This is a genomic window from Nocardioides sp. NPDC023903 (assembly GCF_040639295.1).
In the GTDB taxonomy this organism is placed as follows: Bacteria; Actinomycetota; Actinomycetes; order Propionibacteriales; family Nocardioidaceae; genus Nocardioides.
The window spans coordinates 187,918-205,704 of record NZ_JBEZZS010000006.1 but is presented as its reverse complement, the minus strand read 5'-3'; the positions used below and the strand labels follow the sequence as shown (position 1 = coordinate 205,704).

Below are 17,787 nucleotides of genomic sequence, written 5' to 3'. Positions count from 1 at the left end.
TGGAAGAAAAATTTCTTTCACGCGCCAAACCCGCCCCGCGCTGAGGCGGCCTCTGCGGCGAACGAAAATTCGTTCGCCTCCCCGACCCGTCTGCCGAGCTGGTCCCGGGCGGAAAGAAAATTCCTTCCACCGGTCGGACCGACCGCCCAAGCTCCCAAGCCCCCGCCCAACCCAAACCGCTGCGCCAAACTCCTGCCGCCGACCCGATAACCAGCCAAAATTCTCGGCGACGACCGGTGTCAAGGATCGCCGAAGGCGACCGGCGTCAGCCGGCGGCCGAAGGCCGTCCTTTACTCCGGGCGACGCCGAGAACACCCTTCAAGAACGGGTCGGCGGCAAACCCCAGCCACGAGGAACACCGACTAAGGCAGTACTCAGGGCTCCAACGGCAGCGGCAGCCCAGGAGCGACCCCGGCGGTGCGTACTTCAGAGCGCAGCGGACGGAACGGGACGACCGCGTCGCCGTCCCCGCTCATCACCACGGACGCGTTGACCTCGACACCCTCAGGCACCAACTGGATCAGCGCAGCCTCAGCGGGCACCTCGACCTCGGCACCGAGCCCCGGGCCGATCTCGACGGACTTGGCCTTGAGCGCCTTGCCCTTCGCGGTCATCGGGACCACCTTGACGGTGCCGCTGGCCCCGGTCTTGGCGACCGGGCCGGCGATCAGGACCCGCTTCTTGCCGACACCGCCACCGGCCGGGACGACCAACGCGGTCGGCTCTGAGATGGTCTCGGTGGCCGTGGTGATCGCGACGTCGCCGCGGTCGACCGAGCGCATCGCGGTGGCGACCGGGCCGGTGGCAACGATCTCGACGCCGTAGGCGTCACCGGCGCTGTCCTTGCCGAGCAGCTTGGTCAGGTCGACCTGCGCCTGACCGTTGGGCGGAACGCTGATCTCCGGAGCGCCCTCCGGAGTGAGTACGTTCTTCGGGGTGAGCAGGCGCAGCTCCGCGCTCACCTGGGCGTCGCCCGGGTTGGTGACGGTGAGCGTGCGGCTCGCAGACTTGTTGGGGTAGCCGACCAGCAGGTTGGTCTCGGCCGGCGTCGACTGACCCGGGAAGTAGTCCTCGGTGCCCTTCTCCGTCTCGAGCGCGATGGCACGGTCGCGGACCATCACCCCGGCCTGGCCGCGTACGACCGTGGTCTTCAGGGACAGCTCACCCTTACGCGGGATCACGTGCAGCAGATCGAAGGTGCGGGTGGTGTTGCCGGGGATCGCGACGCCGCGGAGGTCCTCGGGGACCGCCACCACGCCCTTCTCGTCGTAGAGCGAGATGTCGACCGTGGCCGCACCGCTGTTGGGGTTGGTGAGCTCGAGGATCGAGTTGTGGGTGGCGCCGGCACCGACGCCGGGGAACCAGGCCTCCGCCTGCGGAGGCAGGCATCCGGTCGCCGCGAGCGGCTTGATCGTCGAGCGTCCGGCGATCAGGCCGGGGGCGACCTCCTTGCCCGCCTTGACCACGACCGAGCCGGGCTTGACCGACGCGCCGGTGACCTTGCCGGACGCCACGGTCGCCTTTGCGCCGTCGCCCGCACCCGGACCGCTCAGCGCGACCTCGCCGGACCCGTCGGCGGCGTTGGTGACGGCGACCTGGTCGGCACCGGACTTCGGCTTCCCGGGACACACCACGGTGGCCGCCGTCGGCGCGCTGCTGTCGGAGGCCAGCTTCGGCTGCTCCCACTGGTGGGGCCGGTTGAGCAGCAGCGCCACGGCCATCGCGCCGACCAGGCCCAGCGCCACCAGCACGGTGTTGTCGAGGCGGCGGCCGCGCTGCCTGCGTACGCGGCGCAGCCGGGGTCGTGCAGCGGCTGCTGCCGCGGCGGCAGCCGCCATCCGTCCGCCCTTTGCACGCTCCTGCTGTGATTCCTGCTGGGCCTCCGGCTCCTCCGCCCGCATCTCGTCGGCGGTCGGCCAGGCCTCGAACTCCGGCTCGTAGCCACCCTGGAACTCGCCGGTCTGATAGTCGCCTTCGTACGGCGGCGGGTAGCCCGTCTGGGCGAGCATCTGTCCCGTCTCGGGACCCGGCACGTAGGGCTGCTGGGCGTAGAGCTGCTCGGGGGTGTAGCCCTCCGGCGGCGTCTGGGCCGTCTGGCCCGCGTAGGGGTCGGAGAACGGGTCCAGCATCCACGGCTCCTGGCCGTAGACGTCGTCGTCCTGCGGCTCGTGCGAGCGGTCGTAGGGGTCACGTGAGTGACTCATGCCGACTCCCTCCTCTGGATCAGCGTCGGCAGGCACAGGACCAGGACCACGAACAGCCCGATCCCGGCCAGGACCAACAGGATCGTACGGATGATGGACTGCGACTCGGTCACGCCCGGGTCGCTCGGCTCGGAGTCGAGCAGCCAGGCACGCGTCGAGCGCTCGACGGTGCTCGCCTGGGTCACCGACCCGGAGGCGTCGATCCCCTCGGCGACCGAGGAGTCGGCCGGCCCGGGCATCACGATGTAGGCCACGCCCTGGGCGGCCAGATCACCGATCACCGCGTCGTCGGGATCGGCGGCCAGGCGGCGTACGACTCCGGTGAGCTCGTCCGAGCCACCGGCGACCTGCGCGATCTCGTCCTCACCGAGGGTGATCCCGTCGTTGCGCAGGACGGCGTAGCGGATGCCCTCGTCGACCGAGCCGCGCAGCACGAGGACGCCGTCCTCCGGGCCGAGGGTGGTCGAGGTCGGGTCGAGCATGTAGGAGGGCACCCCGGTGTGGCCGAGGGCCCTGGTGTTGTCGGCGAGGTCACCGGTGCCGGCGTAGACGAACCAGCCGAGACTGCCGACGACACCGACCGCCGCGACCGCGGCCGCCACGCCGACCATGACCTTCCGCAGCCCGTTCAGTCCGTCGAGGATGGCACCCTGGGCACCCAGCACCGTCGCGACCACCGCAAAGCCCTGGATGGCGACCAGCGGGAAGCCCCAGCCGACCCGGGCGATGCCGGCGTCGAGCGGGATCGGGATCCAGGACAGCAGCATCGTGACGACCGCCGTCGCGACCGCGCCGATCCAGCAGACCATGACCGGGATCCGGGTGCGGCTCGGGATCAGCGCGAGCACGGCCAGCAGGGGCAGCGCCAGGCCCAGCCACCACGGGGCGCCGAGGTCGGTGCCGTCGAGCCCGGTCAGGCGGCCCACGAGCAGGTCGAACCCGCCGGCGGCCGGGGCCGGCAGCCGGCCCGGGTCGAGCAGTAGGGCTGCCCAGCCGCCGGAGAAGAGCGCCGGCAGCCACCACGGAAGCAGCAGCCCGACCGGTGTCGCGATGGCCGCGGTGGGCGGACCCCACTGGTCGCGGTCGCTGAGCACTGCGGGCATGAGCCGGCGGGCGACGATGAAGATGACCGCCGCGAAGACGGCCGCGACCAAGAAGGCCATCGGCGCGAAGGCGGTGATGACGGTCAGCAGCAGGCCGGTGCGCCACCCGGCGCGCCAACGGCGGTCGGCGACGGGGTCGCTGAACCCGAGCGCGGCATGGGCGAGCCAGGGCAGCAGCGCGCCGACGACGACCGCACCGATCCGGCCGTCACCGAAGGCACCGCTGACATAGGGAACCAGGGCGTATGCCGTCGCACCCCACAGCAGCAGCCAGCGAGGGGCGCCGAGGTGGCTGATCAGCCGGCCCGCGACCCGCAGCAGCCGCCATGCACCGCCGAGCGCGATCGGGAAGCTGAGCAGCATCACAGCGGTGACCGCCAGGCTCGGGTTGCCGCCGAGGAACGTCGCGAGCACCGCCAGCGGGAAGACGTGGGGCGGCGCGGGCACGCCGGTGCCCTGCGAGATCGCGTGCCACGACTCGAACTGCAGCTGCCACCAGTCGCCCACGTTCTGGGGCGTCGGCCCGAGGCCGCTGCCGGCCACACCACCGAGCGCCGCCCGCGCTCCGATGACGCCGAGGATGCCGACGACGACCAGGAGAACCGCGACCGGGTTGGTGAACAGACGCACCAGCCACCCGGTCTCGGCTGGGATCTCGTCCTCCTCCAGCTGGGCCCGATCGGCCTGCCGCTTGGCGGCGAAGGAGGCCGGGTCGGCCTCGGCCTGCGCCATCTGGCGCCGCTCGGCGATGTCGGAGGCCTGCAGGGTGACCGCGGTGGCGACGTCGGAGACGAAGTCGAGGCCGTGGCGGTAGGGCAGCCACGGCGGAGGCAGCAGCGCCTTGACCACGTCCTTGTCGGCGTGCGCCTGCTTCCGGCGCCGCCGCTTGGCGAGCATGATCTGGCCGGTGTGGCCGTAGATCCAGCCCAGCGCGGCCAGGTCGTCGAGCGCGGTCCCGGGGTCGCGCACCAGGATGAAGCCGAGCATCCGCCACAGGGTCTGGAAGAAGAACCTGACCATCCACAGCGCCAGCGTCCCCGGCCGGCCGTTGACCAGCAGGGTGTAGAGCGCGGCTCGTCGCTCCTGATAGTGGATCCGGCGTCCGGTCAGTTGCGTCTTGCGTACGCCGCGGTGGGCCGCCTCCACGTGGAAGACGACCGCGTCCGGGACGGCGATGGTCGTGAAGCCGGCGTTGGCGGCCCGCCAGCCGAGGTCCATGTCGGTGCCGAGGACCGGGAGGTGCTTGTCGAAACCGCCCAGGTACTCGAGGACCTCGCGGCGGATCAGCATGCCGGCGGTGTTGACGGCCAGGACGCGGCGTACCTCGTCGTGCTGGCCCTGGTCGTACTCGCCCCGCTCCAGGCCGGTCTCCCGGGCTCCGGTGACCGAGATCGAGACACCGAGCTCGAGCATCCGCCGCAGCGAGGGCCACTCTCGGATCTTGGGGCCGAGGATGTCGGCCTCCGGGTATTCCGCGGCGGCGTTGAGCAGGGTCGAGAGCGCGTGCGGGTCGGGGGTCGAGTCGTCGTGGAGGAACCAGATCCACTCAGGCGGCTGCGCCGCCTGGTGGAGGATGGCGAGCGCCTCGTTGGCCGCGTCCGCGAACGTCGTCGACGCCGGGAGCTTGACCACCTGGGCGAAGGTCTCCTCCAGGATCTCGACCGACCTGTCGGTGGATCCTGTGTCGATCGTGACGGCAAAGCTCACCGGAGCCTGCTGGTTCCTGATCCCGTCGATGACGGTCGGAAGCCAGCCGGCGCCGTTATGAGAGACGAGGACGAGGGCGACCGACGCTTGCACGATCGGCAACCCTAGTGCCCATCTGGTCATAGACCGAATGGACCTGTCGGGCGATCGGCCACGCCCCCGCAGGTATCTGGGCGGAAAAGATCAGCAGGCCCGGACCGTGAGGTCCGGGCCTTGCTGGCTCGTGCTTGGTTGCGGCCTTCGTAGATCTCGACCCGCTTCACGCCTTCGCAAGCTCAGGCGTTGCGCTCGCTCGATCTTTTCGCGTTGTGACCTCGCTCCTTCGTCGCGAGGTCACAGGCTCAAACTGCGCGCTTCTTCAACTTACGGCGCTCTCGCTCGGAGAGTCCGCCCCAGATTCCGAAGCGCTCGTCGTTGCCCAGAGCAGACTCAAGGCAGTCCTGGCGCACCTCGCAGGTCTGGCAGACCTTCTTGGCCTCCCGAGTCGATCCACCCTTTTCAGGGAAGAACGCCTCCGGATCCGTCTGCGCGCACAGGGCGCGCTCCTGCCAGCCCCCTTCGTCGGTGTCCGGCTCGAGGAGAAACAGCTCTCTCATCGTCTTTCCGACCTTTCGACCCTATTCAGCTTGTTTTCGGGACCGTGACCCCATCTTGGGCCAGTCACCTCACGCCATCGGCAGGTAACCGATCCCCCCGTTTTTTGCGGGCACTGCCTCTTGTTACGGCCTAGGCCATCTTTTTGATGCAGTTCCCTGCCGAAATCTTCCCGAGATTTTCAAGCGCTGTCGCCACCGCTATCGGTCCTCGTTTCAATTTCGAATCACACTGATGAAATTACATGCCTGTCGGTGCCACAAGTCAACCCTCAAATCTGCTAGGGCCGCATTAACACAGGCTTTCGGCACCGGCTGGAGCAGGGGTGCTGGCCCTCGTCTGAGAGGCTAGGGCCATGCGTGACATCACCGTTCTCTCCGGCGGCCATGGTGGTTCGAAGTTCATCTCCGGGCTCCTCCACGGCATCTCTGCCGGCCGTGTCCCGGGCATTGAGGAAGATGCCCGGGTCACCGTGATCGCCAATACCGCCGACGATCTGTGGATGCACGGCGTCAAGGTCTGCCCCGACCTCGACACGGTGATGTACACCCTCGGCAACGGATTCGACCATGAGCGCGGCTGGGGCCGCAAGGCCGAGACCTGGTCGATCAAGGAGGAGCTCGAGGCCTACGAGGTGCCCGGCACCTGGTTCGGGCTCGGCGACCGCGACATCGCCACCCATCTCGTACGCACCCAGATGATCGAGGCCGGGTTCCCGTTGTCGCAGGTCACCACTGCGTTGTGCGAACGCTGGCTGAAGCCTGTATGGGGCGATCGCGTGCAGCTGCTGCCGATGACCGACGACCGCGTCGAGACCCATGTCGCGGTGAAAGACGAGAATTCACCCAGTGGCCTCTCTGTCGTTCACTTCCAGGAATACTGGGTACGCCTCCGGGCCGGCGTTCCCGTCGAGAAGCTGATCTTCGTGGGTCAGGACGAATCGAAGCCGGGCCCCGGGGTGATGGACGCACTGCTGAAGTCCGACCTGGTGATCGTGCCCCCGTCCAACCCGGTCGTCTCGATCGGGACCATCCTCGGCGTACCCGGGATCCGTGAGGGCCTGGTCGCCACCTCGGCGCCCGTGGTGGGGATCTCGCCGATCATCAGCGGCCATCACGTACGCGGCATGGCGGAGCAGATGCTCGCCGCCGTCGGCGTCGACGCGACTGCCGCCGGAGTCGGTCTGCATTATGGGACGCGGGGCTCCGGCGGGGTCCTCGACGGGTGGCTCGTCGACACCGCCGACGCCGACGCGGTCCCCGCGCTCACCGAGTCGGGGCTGAAGGCGGCCGCCGCCCCGCTGTGGATGTCCTCCGAGGACGCGACCGCCGACATCGCTGCCGCCGCGGTCGAGCTGGTCACCCGATGAAGGCGCCCATGAGCGGGCAGGGCATCACCGTCACCGCCCCCGGCGGCGTACCCGAGGTACGTAAGGGCGACGACCTCGCCGCCCTGCTCCTCGACGCCCTGGAGTCCCCACTGGTCGACGGGGACATCGTCGTGGTCACCTCGAAGGTCGTCTCCAAGGCCGAGGGCCAGGTGCGGGAGGGCAACCGGGACGACGCGCTCCCCGGCGAGACGACGCGGGTGGTGGCCCGGCGCGGGCCGACGCAGATCGTGCGCAGCCGGCTCGGGCTGACCATGGCCGCTGCCGGGATCGACGCCTCCAACGTCGAGGCCGGCCACATCGTGCTGCTCCCCCTGGACCCCGACGCCTCCGCGCACGCCCTGCGCGCCACGCTCCGCGACCGCACCGGCGCGAACGTCGGGGTGATCATCACCGACACCGCCGGACGCGCCTGGCGCGACGGACAGACCGACATCGCCATCGGCGCCGCCGGTCTCGAGGTGCTGGAGAGCTTCGCCGGTCAGGTCGACGCCTACGGCAACGACCTCGTCGTCACCGCCCCCGCCGTCGTCGACGAGATCGCCTCGGCGGCCGAGATCTCCCAGGGCAAGCTGGGCGCGCGGCCGTTCGCGGTCCTGCGCGGCCGGGCCGACCTGGTCCGCGAGCCCGGCGACGACGGGCCGGGAGCGAACGCGCTCATCCGCCCCGAGGGTTCGGACTTCTTCGGCTTCGGGGCCAGGGAGGCCGTCGTACGCGCTCTGAAGGGTGCCGCCGAGGACCAGGCCCCGTTCGGTGCCCCGGCAAGCGTCGAGGAGCTCTCCGCGGCCGTCGCCGAGGTGACCGGGACCGCCCCCGTCCCGCACCAGGACGGGCTTCGGGTGGCCGGAGCCGACCCCGCGGTGATCGCCGCGCTGGCGTTCGCCCACGGCTGGCGATGCGAGCGCGAGGAGAACAATCACGGGGCAACTTCCCTTCTGCTACCACTGACCACCTAGAATCTGCGCGTCCCGACAAAAGACCCGAGGTACGCCGAACCGTGGCCAACAAGTCGCTCAACAAAGACCGCAAGGCGGTCATCAACGACATCCGCAAGAAGCAGGGCCGCGCAGAGCGCGTCCGTGGTGCGGCAATCGTCGGTGTCTGCATCGCCATCGCCCTTGTGATCGTGGGTGCCGCCGCGTGGGGCCCGATCACCGGCTACTTCAAGGACCGCGAGTTCAAAGACGTCGCGCTCCAGGACATCGGCAAGAGCACCAAGGCCGCCGGCTGCCAGAAGGTGACGGAGATGGCTGCCGACGGCAACCAGAACCACATCGCCACCGGCACCGAGCAGACCTACACGACTGCTCCCCCGGCCTTCGGTCCGCACTGGAACGAGGCCAACGTCGCGCCGGCCGACATGTCGCGCAAGTTCTACACCCCGGAGGACCGACCCGACCTCGAGGCGCTGGTGCACAACCTCGAGCACGGCTACACGATCGTGTGGTACGACGAGACCGTCTCCGAGGACGAGCTGAACGAGCTGCGCGCGATCGGTGACAAGTTCGCCGGCACCTCCAACTTCCGCTACAAGTTCATCGCGGCTCCGTGGACCGCTGCCGACGCCAAGGAGACCGCCGTCGCCGGCGACAAGAAGACCGAGTTCCCCTCGGGCACCCACATCGCCATGACGCACTGGTCCGCCGACCCGGCCAACCCGACCGAGGCGTCCACCCAGAAGGGCGTCTTCCAGTACTGCGAGGGCGTCTCCGGCGAGGCGATCAAGGACTTCATGGAGACGTACCCCTACACCTCCAGCCCCGAGGCCCAGGCCATGTGATCTGGCCCTCCGGACGTACGAGACGGCCGTCTCCCTTCGGGGAGGCGGCCGTCTCTCATTCCCGCTGGTCGAGCGAACCGGCTCAGGTGAGGTCGGTGCGGTCGGAGTCCTTGAGGGCGGCGACGATCTTCTTGACCTGCTGCGCGTGGGTGCGGGTGGTGACCAGGACGGCGTCGTCGGTGTCGACGACGACGATGTCCTCGAGGCCGATGAGGGCGATCATGCGGCCGGAGTGAGGCACGACCAGGCCGGTGGAGTCGAGGGCGTGGACGAGAGAGGCGTCGCCGAGGATCGTGGGGCCGTCGGGCGAGGCGGTGGCGGCGGCCTGGAGCAGCGTCGCGAGCGAATCGAAGTCGCCGATGTCGTCCCAGCCGAGGTCGGCGGGCACCGTGGCGACCTTGCCGGCGGCAGCAGCGGGCTCCGCGACCGCGTGGTCGACGGCGATCTTCGGCAGCGTCTCCCACAGCTCCTCGAGCCGCGATGGCTCGGCGGCGATGGCCCGCAGCCGGTCGGTGAAGCCGGGGTCCGACTCCGCGAGCAGGTCGAGGAGGACGGTGGGGCGGACGACGAACATCCCGGCGTTCCAGCGGTAGCGGCCGGTCGCGAGATAACCGGCCGCGACCTCGGCCGACGGCTTCTCGACGAACTCGTCGACCAGGTATGCCCCCGAGTGGCCGTCCAACGGCTTGCCCTCGGCGATGTAGCCGAACGCGGTCGAGGCGAAGGTCGGCGAGATCCCGATCGTCACCAGCCAGCCTTCCGCGGCGATCGCCGCGGCGCTGCGTACGGTCTCGTGGAAGTTGTCGACGTTGCGGATCACGTGGTCGGCCGCGAAGGAGCCCATCACCGCCTCCGGGTCGCGCCGCTCAAGGAAGGCCGCGGCCAGGCCGATCGCGGCCATCGAGTCGCGCCCGCTCGGCTCGGCCAGGATCGCGTCGTGCGGCACCTCGGGCAACTGCTCGCACACGGCCCGCTCGTGGACCGCACCGGTCACCACCATGATGCCGTCGGAGACGGGCTCGAGGCGGTCGTAGGTCTCCTGCAGGAGGGTACGTCCGTGGCCGGTGAGGTCGCGCAGGAACTTCGGCTCCGAGGACCGCGAGAGCGGCCACAGTCGCGTGCCGGCACCACCAGCGGGGATCACTGCCCAGAACGTCATGCCGCACACCTTAGGGTTTCATCGTGCAGACCTATCCCGAGACCCTCGCCCAAGCACTCCGGACAGACCCGGGCGGTCCGTTCGTGACCTTCTACGACGAAGCGAGCGGCGAGCGCCAGGAGCTGTCCACCACGACGTACGCCAACTGGGTGGCCAAGGCCTCCGGCCTCCTCCTCGACGAGCACGGCCTCGAACGCGGGGACAGCCTCCGGATCGACCTGCCCACCCACTGGCTGGCCACCGTGTTCCTCGGCGCCGCCTGGAACACCGGGCTGGTGGTGACCGACTCCGAGAGCCCCGACGCCGTCGTCTGCGGCCCCGAGACGCTGCCCACTTGGGCGGACGAGGCCGGGAAGCGGCCGACGCTGGCATGCTCGCTGCTGCCCTTCGGCGTACGTTTCGCCGCCCCGCTCCCCCAGGGCGTGCACGACGTCGGCATCGAGGTCTGGGGACAGCCGGACGCCTTCACCCCCTGGGACCCGCCCGCGGCGGACGACGCGGCCACCTCTTGGGCCGGCGTCGAGACCAGCCACGCGGATCTGTTCGGCGGCGACGGGAAGGCCGTACGCCTGCTCTCCACCGTCCCCTCGGCCTCACCGGCCGGTGCCGAGCTCCTCGCCTCTCTGCTCGCCGGTGGCGGCTCGCTGGTGCTGGTCACCAACGCGACCGACGAGCGGTTGACCGCACTGGCGGAGTCCGAGCGGGCTCAGCCGAACTGGTCGTAGCCTCGTACGACGCCCATCTGGCTCTTCCGGTCCCAGCCGCCGTTCTGGTTGTGCTCGTAGGCGAACCACATCCCGTCGGACTTGCGGCGCAGCAGCAGGTCGCCGCCGGTGGAGGCACCACGCAGGTCCTTGGTCGCGAGGATGAAGTCGAAGACGCTGGTGTCGATCCCGGGGTCGGAGTAGGTGGTCAGGCCACCGGGGCCGTTGGTGCGGAAGATCAGCAGCTTGCTCGAGACCCTGACGACCACCTCGGGCGAGCCGTCGTCGGCGTAGAAACGGCCGGCGCCGATGACCTGGGTCGAGCCGCTCACGGCGCTGCGCATCCGGTAGGACCCGCCCAGGGCGCTGGTGCCGCGCCCGGGCCAGACCCGGATCTCGCCGGTGGAGTACTTGCCCACGAGATCGGGCCAGCCGTCGCCGGTGATATCGCTGACCACGTCGATGACCGAGACGGACTCGAAGCTGCGCCCGATGATGACGCCGGTGGCGAACGTCTCGGTGCCGTTGCCACGGTTGACCCGGATCGTGCCGTCGGTGTGGCGGATCAGGATGTCGCCGTCGCCGTCGCGGTCCCAGTCACCGGCGTTCATCAACGTGGCTGAGGTGCCGCCGATCAGGTTGGTCGCTCGCGGCGTACCGAAGTGGGCATTGCCGTCGGTGCGGATCACGACGATCCGCCGGTCGGTGGACCGCCGGGCGACCAGGTCCGGGTAGCCGCGGCCGCTGATCTGCGACTGCAGCTCGCGCGCGGCCCAGCTCGCCTGCTTCGAGCCTGCCTGGGAGCGGATCGTGCTCAGCTTGGCGTGGAGATAGCGGCCCGGGCACGCGGTGGAGCCGGCGTCGCGGTGGCCCAGGATCGCGTGCGAGAACGTGCGATCGCCGATCCGGGTGGAGCCCTTGTTGCCGCGGACACCGTGCAGCGACAGCTTCCACGCGTACAACGTCCCGAAGGCGTTCACCAGCGCGGTCGGGGGTGCGACGTTGTCGAAGTTGCCGATCGCGGAGGCGGCGAAGGCGTAGCTGTTGTAGCCCGAGGTGTGAGCACCCACGACGGGACGGTCGACGCCGCCGTAGCGGCCCTCCCAGATCCGGCCGAACTTGTCGATCAGGAAGTTGTAGCCGAGGTCGCGCCAGCCCCTGCTCTGCACGTGGTAGACGTAGATGCTCCGGATGATCCCCGGCACCTGGTCTTTGGTGTAGGAGTTCGTGTTGACGGTGTGGTGCACGAACCCGCCGCGGACCTCGTGGTACTCGGGCGGACCGGCCTCGCGCACGCTCTCGTCGGCGCCCCACTGGCGGCGGCTGTAGATGCTGGGCTTGGCGGTGTACGCGGCCGCTGACAGCGTCGCCGCCTCCCCCTCCTGCGTGCTCTCCGCGCCTCCAGCGCTTTCGACCGGCTCCGGGGCGTCATCGGCGCCGGTCTCGATCTCGGGCGACTCGCTACGGCTCGCGTCCGCCTCGCCCGGCGTGATCACCGCCAGCCTGAGGTCGGCCGGCACCCGCGCACCGGTCAGCCGCAGCCGGGTCTGCACCTGGTCGACCTCGCCGACGACCGCCTCCATGGTGCCCGGCCTCGATCCGTCGGCCTCCGCGGAGCCCGGGTCAGGAGCATGGTCGTCGAGGTGGACGTCCAACGCCTGCCAGTCGCTCCACGTCCCGTCCTCCAGTGTGCGTACGTCGGCCGCGACCGCCTCCTCCGGAACGACCGCGCCGGGCGCCCAGGTGAGTCCGACGGTCCCGAAGCCGTCCACCGGTTGCGGGAGACTGGTGACGGTCACCGTGTCGCCCGCAGAGGCGGCCTTGTTGGCCTGCGCGGTGACCCGGCCGGCCACGGGCGCGGTCAGCGAGATCTCCTCGAGGTGGGCGTCGACCGGCTCCGCGGGCACCTGCGCCGTTGACGGCACCGCCACCTGGCTCCCGGAGACGGGAACCTCGCCGGGTCGGACCACCTTCAGGTCGACGACGGTGCTCGCCGGGACCAGCGCGGCCAGGACGAACCCGAGCACGAGCAGCTGCTGCGTCGAGGCGACATAGCGCGACCGAGCGCGCTGAACCTCGCTCGAGTGCTCTTCTCCGGCCTGCGAAATCAACGTGTGGATCCCCCCTGGTTCCGTAACACCAGGGAACATCTTTCACATCAGCCACAGACGTGGGAAGAGCCTGCGAAGAACTACAGATCTGTAATTCCCCGCAGGCTCTCGCCCTGAGCTCAGCTCAGACTTCCGCCCCAAGGGCGCTGTCGGCAGCGTCGAGCTTCCTCTGCGCCACCGATCCCTTGGCGTCGTCCTCACCGTAGTGGAGGTACTCGATGCCTTCGTCGACGTCGCCGTCGAAGACCAGGCGGCCCTTCTCTAGGCAGATGACGCGGTCGCACATCCGCTTGACCGAGCCGGCGGCGTGGCTGACGTAGACCACGGTGCGGCCGCTGTCGCGGATCTCCTCCATCTTCTCCATGCACTTCTTCTTGAAGGGCTTGTCACCGACGGCGAGGACCTCGTCGGCGAGGAAGATGTCGGAGTCGATGTGGACGGCGACCGAGAACCCCAGGCGCGAGTACTGCCCCGAGGAGTAGTTGCCGACCGGGGAGTTGAGGTGGTCGCCGAGCTCGGCGAAGTTCACCACGTCGTCGTAGATCTCGGCGGTCTCCTCGGCGGAGAGCCCGTAGATCGCGGCGTTGAGGAAGATGTTCTCCCTGCCGGACAGCTGCGGGTGGAAGCCCGCGCCCGTCGCGATCAGGCCGGCGATCTGACCGCGCGTCTTCACGGCACCCTGGTCGGGGCGCATCACGCCGCTGATCAGCTTCAGCAGGGTCGACTTGCCCGAGCCGTTGAGGCCCATCAGGCCGACCGACTCGCCCTGCTTGATCGTGAAGGTGACGTCGTCCAGCGCCTTGAAGGTGTTGGAGACGGCCCGTCCCTTCATCTTGGCGACGGTGATGTCCTTGATGCTGCGGTGGTAGCGGAGCGTGAAGTTCTTGGTGACTCCGTCCACCACGATCGAGTCGGCGGTCATGTCAGACGCTCCGGAATCTTGTTCTCGTACTTGCTGAAGACCACCTGGGCGATCACCAGCAGGACCAGCGAGACACCGAACGCGCCCAGACCCCACATCCACAGATTCTCGGGCAGGTGCTCGGCGGCGGTCGCCTCCGGGTTCGGCGTCACCCCGACCCAGAAGGCCTGCTGGAAGAGCAGCACGGCGTCCGAGATCGGGTTGAGCAGGTAGATCCAGGACTTGTCGCCCAGAGCTTCCACGATCATCGAGAACGGGTACATCATCGGTACGCCGAACCGGATGTAGTTGGTCAGGATGTTGACCGCGCTGCCGAAGTCCCGGAAGAAGACGTTGGCAAGGCTGAAGACCAGCGCCAGGGCGGTGCCCAGCGCCATCACGATGCCGAGCGCGAGCAGGAGCGAGGGAATCGTCTCCCAGTTCGGCGCCCATCCGCTGAACACGCAGACGACGATGAGGATCAGGGTCGCCGGCACGAGGTGGTACAGCGAGACCAGCATCGAGGCGACCGGGAACATCTCCTTCGGCATCGCCATCTTCTTCAGCAGACCCTTGTTGCCGAGCAGGGATCGCGTCCCTGCCCCGAAGGTCTCGGTGAAGAAGTGGACGATGACGAGCCCGGCGAAGAGGTGGACCGGGTAGTTGTCCATCCCCTTGTCCGCGCCCATGATCTTGCCCATGAAGATCCAGTAGACGAGGAACTGCGTCAACGGGTTGATGTAGGACCAGAAGACGCCGAGGATCGAGTTGGAGTAGCGACCGCTGATCTCACGCTGCACCAGCAGCTTGAGGAGGTAGCGGCGCTTGAAGACCGAGAGCAGCCCGAGGTTCTCCGCAGGAGGTGCCAGCGGCGCGTCGACGATCCGTACGGGGCGTTCATCAACTCCGGTTGCCATCGGACCCCTTCTCCTCAGCGGCCAGCCATGGCTCGAAGGTCTTCTCCCAGGCCTCGGGCGAGGTGAACTCGCTCAGCTTTGAGCGGTACTCCTCGGCCAGCTTCGGCCACTGGCGCTTGAGCCGGCGGTGCACCTTGACGGTGTCCTTCAGCATCTGGTTGAAGAGCTTCTTGTCGCGGCGGTAGAAGGCAGCGCCCTGCTGGTCGTTCATCGACACGATGGCGCTGTCGTACTTGGTGATCCGGTACCACTGGTTGTCCATCGCGGCGAGCTCGGCCTCGGGGAACTCCGTGGAGAGCTTGCGCGGCTTCATGATCTGCCGGATCGGCGCCTTGAGCGCGGCCAGCTTGACCTCGCGGCTGGTCGGGACCTCGGTGTCCTCCTTGCCCTTGCGCGGCGGCTTGTGGCGGCGCACGGGCGGGAACTCGTCACGGTCGGCCTTGAGCTGCGCGTCCGGGTAGTCCTTGACCATCTCGCGTACGGCGGGAAGCTGGGTCGCGAGGGTCTCGTGGAGCTTCTCGGGTCCGGCGAGCACGTCGAGCAGCGCCTGGTGGCGCAGCATGACCGTCGAGTACTGCATCGAGACCAGGTGCTTGATCTGGTGGGAGAACGACTCGGTGACCATGCGGCCGCCGTCGTCGTAGATCGAGTGCAGCAGCGCGGCGACGAAGCGGTTGCGCTGGTGGAAGTAGGACTGCCAGTCGAGGGCGTCGTTCTTGTCGGTCCACGGGACGTGCCACACGGCCGCACCCGGGAACGACACGGTCGGGAAGCCTGCCGCCTTGGCGCGCAGGCCGTACTCGGAGTCGTCCCACTTGATGAAGACCGGCAGCGAGAGCCCGATCTCCTCGATCACCTTGCGCGGGATCAGGCACATGAACCAGCCGTTGAAGTCCACGTCGACGCGCTTGTGCAGCCAGCGGGTCGAGCGCAGGTTGCGGGCGCCGAAGTCCCAGTCGCCGTAGACGCCGGGAGCCGACTGCCACCAGAAGCGCCACGGCTGGACGATCTCGCCGTAGGAGTGCAGGCGGGACTTGGCGTAGAGCGAGAACATGTGGCCGCCGACGATGGTCGGCCGCTTGGCGAGGTCACCGAAGGTGATCGCGCGGATGATGCCCTCAGGCTCGCAGACGACGTCGTCGTCCATCATCAGGGCGTACGTCGCGGTGCCCTTGCGCAGCGACTCGAGCTGACCACGCGCGTAACCGCCGGAGCCACCCAGGTTGCCCTGCTCGACGATGTGCAGCAGGTCGCCCAGAGCCTTCTCGGCCGCCGGGAACTCGACGTCGTCGGCAACCTTCTTGGTGCCCTGCTCCATCACGAAGACGGTGTCGAGGTACGGGCGCAGCTGCTCGTCCTCGCCCATCTGCGCGAGCAGCTTGGCGCAGAAGTCGGGCTTGTTCATCGTGGTGACGCAGATGTCGACGGTGCCGTGCTCGGCACGGTCGTCGGGGACCTCCGCGGTCCACTCGGCCGAGGTGATGACGGCGTCCTCGTCGGAGGCGACGACGTCGTACCAGTACCAGCCGCCGTCGACGAACGGCTTCAGCGGCAGGTCGAATGTGAAGGTGCCCTCGGGGTTGGTGCCCGTGTCGGCGGCGTCGACGCGCTGCGAGCGGCCGTTGGCCATCGACTTGTAGACGATGACGCTCGCGCCGCGGCCCTGGAGGGCGACGGTCAGCTTCACGCTGTCGACCACGGTGTGCCGGCGCCAGTAGCTGGCCGGGAACGCGTTGAAGTAGGTGCCGAGCGAGAGCCGCTCGCTCTTCAGGATCCGCAGCGCCGTACGCGACTCGATCTGGTCGGGGTGGATCTGGGTCCCGTCGTTGATCGACTGGCGGATCTGGGCGTTGTTCAGCGCCTGGGCCGTCTTGTCGGAGCCGACCTCGTACTTGTCGGCGTCGAGGATGGCAGCCTGGTTGTCGACGTAGAGCGGGAGTACGTCGGAGTCACGGTCCAGGGGCAGGATCTGCCGCTGGAGCAGTCGGGTCACGCTCATTCGTCAACGCCTCCGGAGGTGAGCGGGGTGCCGTCCTCGAAGTGGGGACGGAGCTTGTTCTCGAACATGGTGAGCGCGGACGCGATCGCCATGTGCATGTCGAGGTACTTGTACGTGCCGAGGCGGCCACCGAAGAGCACCATCGGCTCCTTCTTGGCCAGGTCGCGGTAGACCAGGATCTTCTCGCGGTTGTCGGCGGTGTTGATCGGGTAGTACGGCTCGTCGCCCTCCTGGGCGAAGCGGCTGTACTCCTTCACCACGATCGTCTTGCCGGGCTTGTAGCGGTCGGCGCGCTCGGGGTGGAGGTGCTTGAACTCCAGCTCACGGGTGAACGGGACCTCGGGGTCGTTGGCGTTCACCACGCCGGTGCCCTGGTAGTCGTCCACGTCGAGGGTCTCGGACTCGAGGTCCACGGTGCGCCAGGAGAGCTTGCCCGCGGAGAAGTCGAAGTACTCGTCGACCGGGCCGGTGTAGACGATCGGGACCTTGCCCTTGAAGTCGTCGACCACGGTGAAGAAGTCGGTGTCGAGCTTGACCTCGATGTTGGGGTGGTCGGCCATCCGCTCCAGCCACGCGGTGTAACCGTCGACCGGGAGACCCTCGTACTTGTCGTTGAAGTAGCGGTTGTCGAAGGTGTAGCGGACCGGGAGGCGCGTGATGATGTCGGGCGACAGCTCCGTCGGGTCCTTCTCCCACTGCTTGGCGGTGTAGCCCTTGATGAAGGCCTCGTAGAGCGGGCGGCCGATCAGCGAGATCGCCTTCTCCTCGAGGTTCTTGGCGTCCTCGGTGTTGAACTCGGAGGCCTGCTCCGCGATCAGCGCGCGCGCCTCGTCGGGGGTGTGCGACTTCCCGAAGAAGGAGTTGATCAGCGCGAGGTTCATCGGCAGGGAGTAGACCTGCCCCTTGTACTTCCCGAACACCTTGTGCTTGTAGTCGGTGAACTCGGTGAACTTCCGCACGTAGTTCCACACCTTCTCGTTGGAGGTGTGGAAGAGGTGGGTGCCGTACTTGTGCACCTCGATGCCGGTCTCCTCGTCGAACTCGGAGTAGGCGTTTCCACCGATGTGCGGACGGCGCTCGATGATGAGCACCTTCTTGTCCAGCTCGGTGGCGGCGCGCTCGGCGATGGTGAGGCCGAAGAGGCCGGAGCCGACGACGACGAGGTCAGGAGTGGTTTCAGGGAAGGACACGATCGCTCAGTCTAGGTCTCTGTGGGTAAGG

General features: G+C 68.5%; 13 protein-coding genes. 4 read left to right on the top strand and 9 right to left on the bottom strand.

Annotation, left to right across the window (positions count from 1 at the left end; all coding sequences use genetic code 11):
• Nucleotides 1–374 precede the first annotated feature (374 nt).
• The 3 genes from AB0F44_RS09920 to AB0F44_RS09910 all read right to left on the bottom strand — a co-directional run bounded on the left by AB0F44_RS09920 (nt 375) and on the right by AB0F44_RS09910 (nt 5,610).
• Nucleotides 375–2,204: a DUF5719 family protein gene (locus AB0F44_RS09920; protein WP_357354916.1), complete on the bottom strand. Its 1,830-nt coding sequence runs from the start codon at nt 2,202–2,204 to the stop codon at nt 375–377.
• Nucleotides 2,201–5,107 carry a glycosyltransferase family 2 protein gene (locus tag AB0F44_RS09915; protein WP_357354914.1) on the bottom strand — a complete coding sequence of 969 codons (2,907 nt, stop codon included), beginning with the start codon at nt 5,105–5,107 and terminating at the stop codon, nt 2,201–2,203. Before AB0F44_RS09915 ends, AB0F44_RS09920 begins: the two co-directional genes overlap by 4 nt.
• Before the next feature lie 248 nt (nt 5,108–5,355).
• Nucleotides 5,356–5,610: a WhiB family transcriptional regulator gene (locus AB0F44_RS09910; RefSeq protein WP_008361238.1), complete on the bottom strand. Its 255-nt coding sequence runs from the start codon at nt 5,608–5,610 to the stop codon at nt 5,356–5,358.
• A gap of 353 nt (nt 5,611–5,963) precedes the next feature.
• Here AB0F44_RS09910 and cofD point away from each other — a divergent pair, with 353 nt between their 5' ends.
• Genes cofD through AB0F44_RS09895 form a run of 3 tightly spaced genes read left to right on the top strand, consistent with a single transcriptional unit; the run spans nt 5,964 to nt 8,775 of the window.
• Nucleotides 5,964–6,977 carry a 2-phospho-L-lactate transferase gene (cofD, locus tag AB0F44_RS09905; RefSeq protein ID WP_357354912.1) on the top strand — a complete coding sequence of 338 codons (1,014 nt, stop codon included), beginning with the start codon at nt 5,964–5,966 and terminating at the stop codon, nt 6,975–6,977.
• Between the two features lie 8 nt (nt 6,978–6,985).
• Nucleotides 6,986–7,951 carry a coenzyme F420-0:L-glutamate ligase gene (gene cofE, locus AB0F44_RS09900; protein WP_357354910.1) on the top strand — a complete coding sequence of 322 codons (966 nt, stop codon included), beginning with the start codon at nt 6,986–6,988 and terminating at the stop codon, nt 7,949–7,951.
• A 41-nt stretch (nt 7,952–7,992) separates the two neighbouring features.
• A complete protein-coding gene (locus AB0F44_RS09895; protein WP_357354908.1) occupies nt 7,993–8,775 on the top strand; it encodes a DUF3105 domain-containing protein in 783 nt (260 codons plus the stop codon).
• A gap of 82 nt (nt 8,776–8,857) precedes the next feature.
• On the opposite strand, the gene AB0F44_RS09890 is transcribed toward AB0F44_RS09895, so the two are convergent.
• A complete protein-coding gene (locus tag AB0F44_RS09890; RefSeq protein WP_357354906.1) occupies nt 8,858–9,934 on the bottom strand; it encodes a mannose-1-phosphate guanylyltransferase in 1,077 nt (358 codons plus the stop codon).
• Between the two features lie 23 nt (nt 9,935–9,957).
• Here AB0F44_RS09890 and AB0F44_RS09885 point away from each other — a divergent pair, with 23 nt between their 5' ends.
• Nucleotides 9,958–10,659, top strand: coding sequence for a TIGR03089 family protein (locus tag AB0F44_RS09885; RefSeq protein WP_357354904.1), 702 nt, complete (start codon nt 9,958–9,960; stop codon nt 10,657–10,659).
• On the opposite strand, the gene AB0F44_RS09880 is transcribed toward AB0F44_RS09885, so the two are convergent.
• The 5 genes from AB0F44_RS09880 to glf all read right to left on the bottom strand — a co-directional run bounded on the left by AB0F44_RS09880 (nt 10,641) and on the right by glf (nt 17,756).
• Nucleotides 10,641–12,749 carry an FG-GAP-like repeat-containing protein gene (locus AB0F44_RS09880; protein ID WP_357354902.1) on the bottom strand — a complete coding sequence of 703 codons (2,109 nt, stop codon included), beginning with the start codon at nt 12,747–12,749 and terminating at the stop codon, nt 10,641–10,643. The two genes, AB0F44_RS09885 and AB0F44_RS09880, sit on opposite strands and share 19 nt — an antisense overlap.
• A gap of 124 nt (nt 12,750–12,873) precedes the next feature.
• A complete protein-coding gene (locus AB0F44_RS09875; RefSeq protein ID WP_350659353.1) occupies nt 12,874–13,671 on the bottom strand; it encodes an ABC transporter ATP-binding protein in 798 nt (265 codons plus the stop codon).
• Entirely contained in the window at nt 13,668–14,567 is a 900-nt protein-coding gene (locus AB0F44_RS09870; protein WP_357354899.1) for an ABC transporter permease, read from the bottom strand. The genes AB0F44_RS09875 and AB0F44_RS09870 overlap by 4 nt, the downstream gene beginning before the upstream one ends.
• Nucleotides 14,551–16,566 carry a glycosyltransferase gene (locus AB0F44_RS09865; RefSeq protein WP_357354897.1) on the bottom strand — a complete coding sequence of 672 codons (2,016 nt, stop codon included), beginning with the start codon at nt 16,564–16,566 and terminating at the stop codon, nt 14,551–14,553. The genes AB0F44_RS09870 and AB0F44_RS09865 overlap by 17 nt, the downstream gene beginning before the upstream one ends.
• The gene (gene glf / locus AB0F44_RS09860; RefSeq protein ID WP_350659350.1) at nt 16,563–17,756 is read right to left on the bottom strand and encodes a UDP-galactopyranose mutase; all 1,194 of its coding nucleotides are present in this window, start codon (nt 17,754–17,756) and stop codon (nt 16,563–16,565) included. The genes AB0F44_RS09865 and glf overlap by 4 nt, the downstream gene beginning before the upstream one ends.
• Between the last annotated feature and the right edge of the window lie 31 nt (nt 17,757–17,787).

What these genes read in the sequence shown, in the direction of transcription:
- cofD (WP_357354912.1), top strand. Translation starts at nt 5,964, where the DNA reads ATGCGTGACATCACCGTTCTCTCCGGCGGCCATGGTGGTTCGAAGTTC.
- cofE (WP_357354910.1), top strand. Translation starts at nt 6,986, where the DNA reads ATGAGCGGGCAGGGCATCACCGTCACCGCCCCCGGCGGCGTACCCGAG.
- AB0F44_RS09875 (WP_350659353.1), bottom strand. Translation starts at nt 13,671, where the DNA reads ATGACCGCCGACTCGATCGTGGTGGACGGAGTCACCAAGAACTTCACG.
- AB0F44_RS09920 (WP_357354916.1), bottom strand. Translation starts at nt 2,204, where the DNA reads ATGAGTCACTCACGTGACCCCTACGACCGCTCGCACGAGCCGCAGGAC.
- AB0F44_RS09865 (WP_357354897.1), bottom strand. Translation starts at nt 16,566, where the DNA reads ATGAGCGTGACCCGACTGCTCCAGCGGCAGATCCTGCCCCTGGACCGT.
- AB0F44_RS09890 (WP_357354906.1), bottom strand. Translation starts at nt 9,934, where the DNA reads ATGACGTTCTGGGCAGTGATCCCCGCTGGTGGTGCCGGCACGCGACTG.
- AB0F44_RS09870 (WP_357354899.1), bottom strand. Translation starts at nt 14,567, where the DNA reads ATGGCAACCGGAGTTGATGAACGCCCCGTACGGATCGTCGACGCGCCG.
- AB0F44_RS09910 (WP_008361238.1), bottom strand. Translation starts at nt 5,610, where the DNA reads ATGAGAGAGCTGTTTCTCCTCGAGCCGGACACCGACGAAGGGGGCTGG.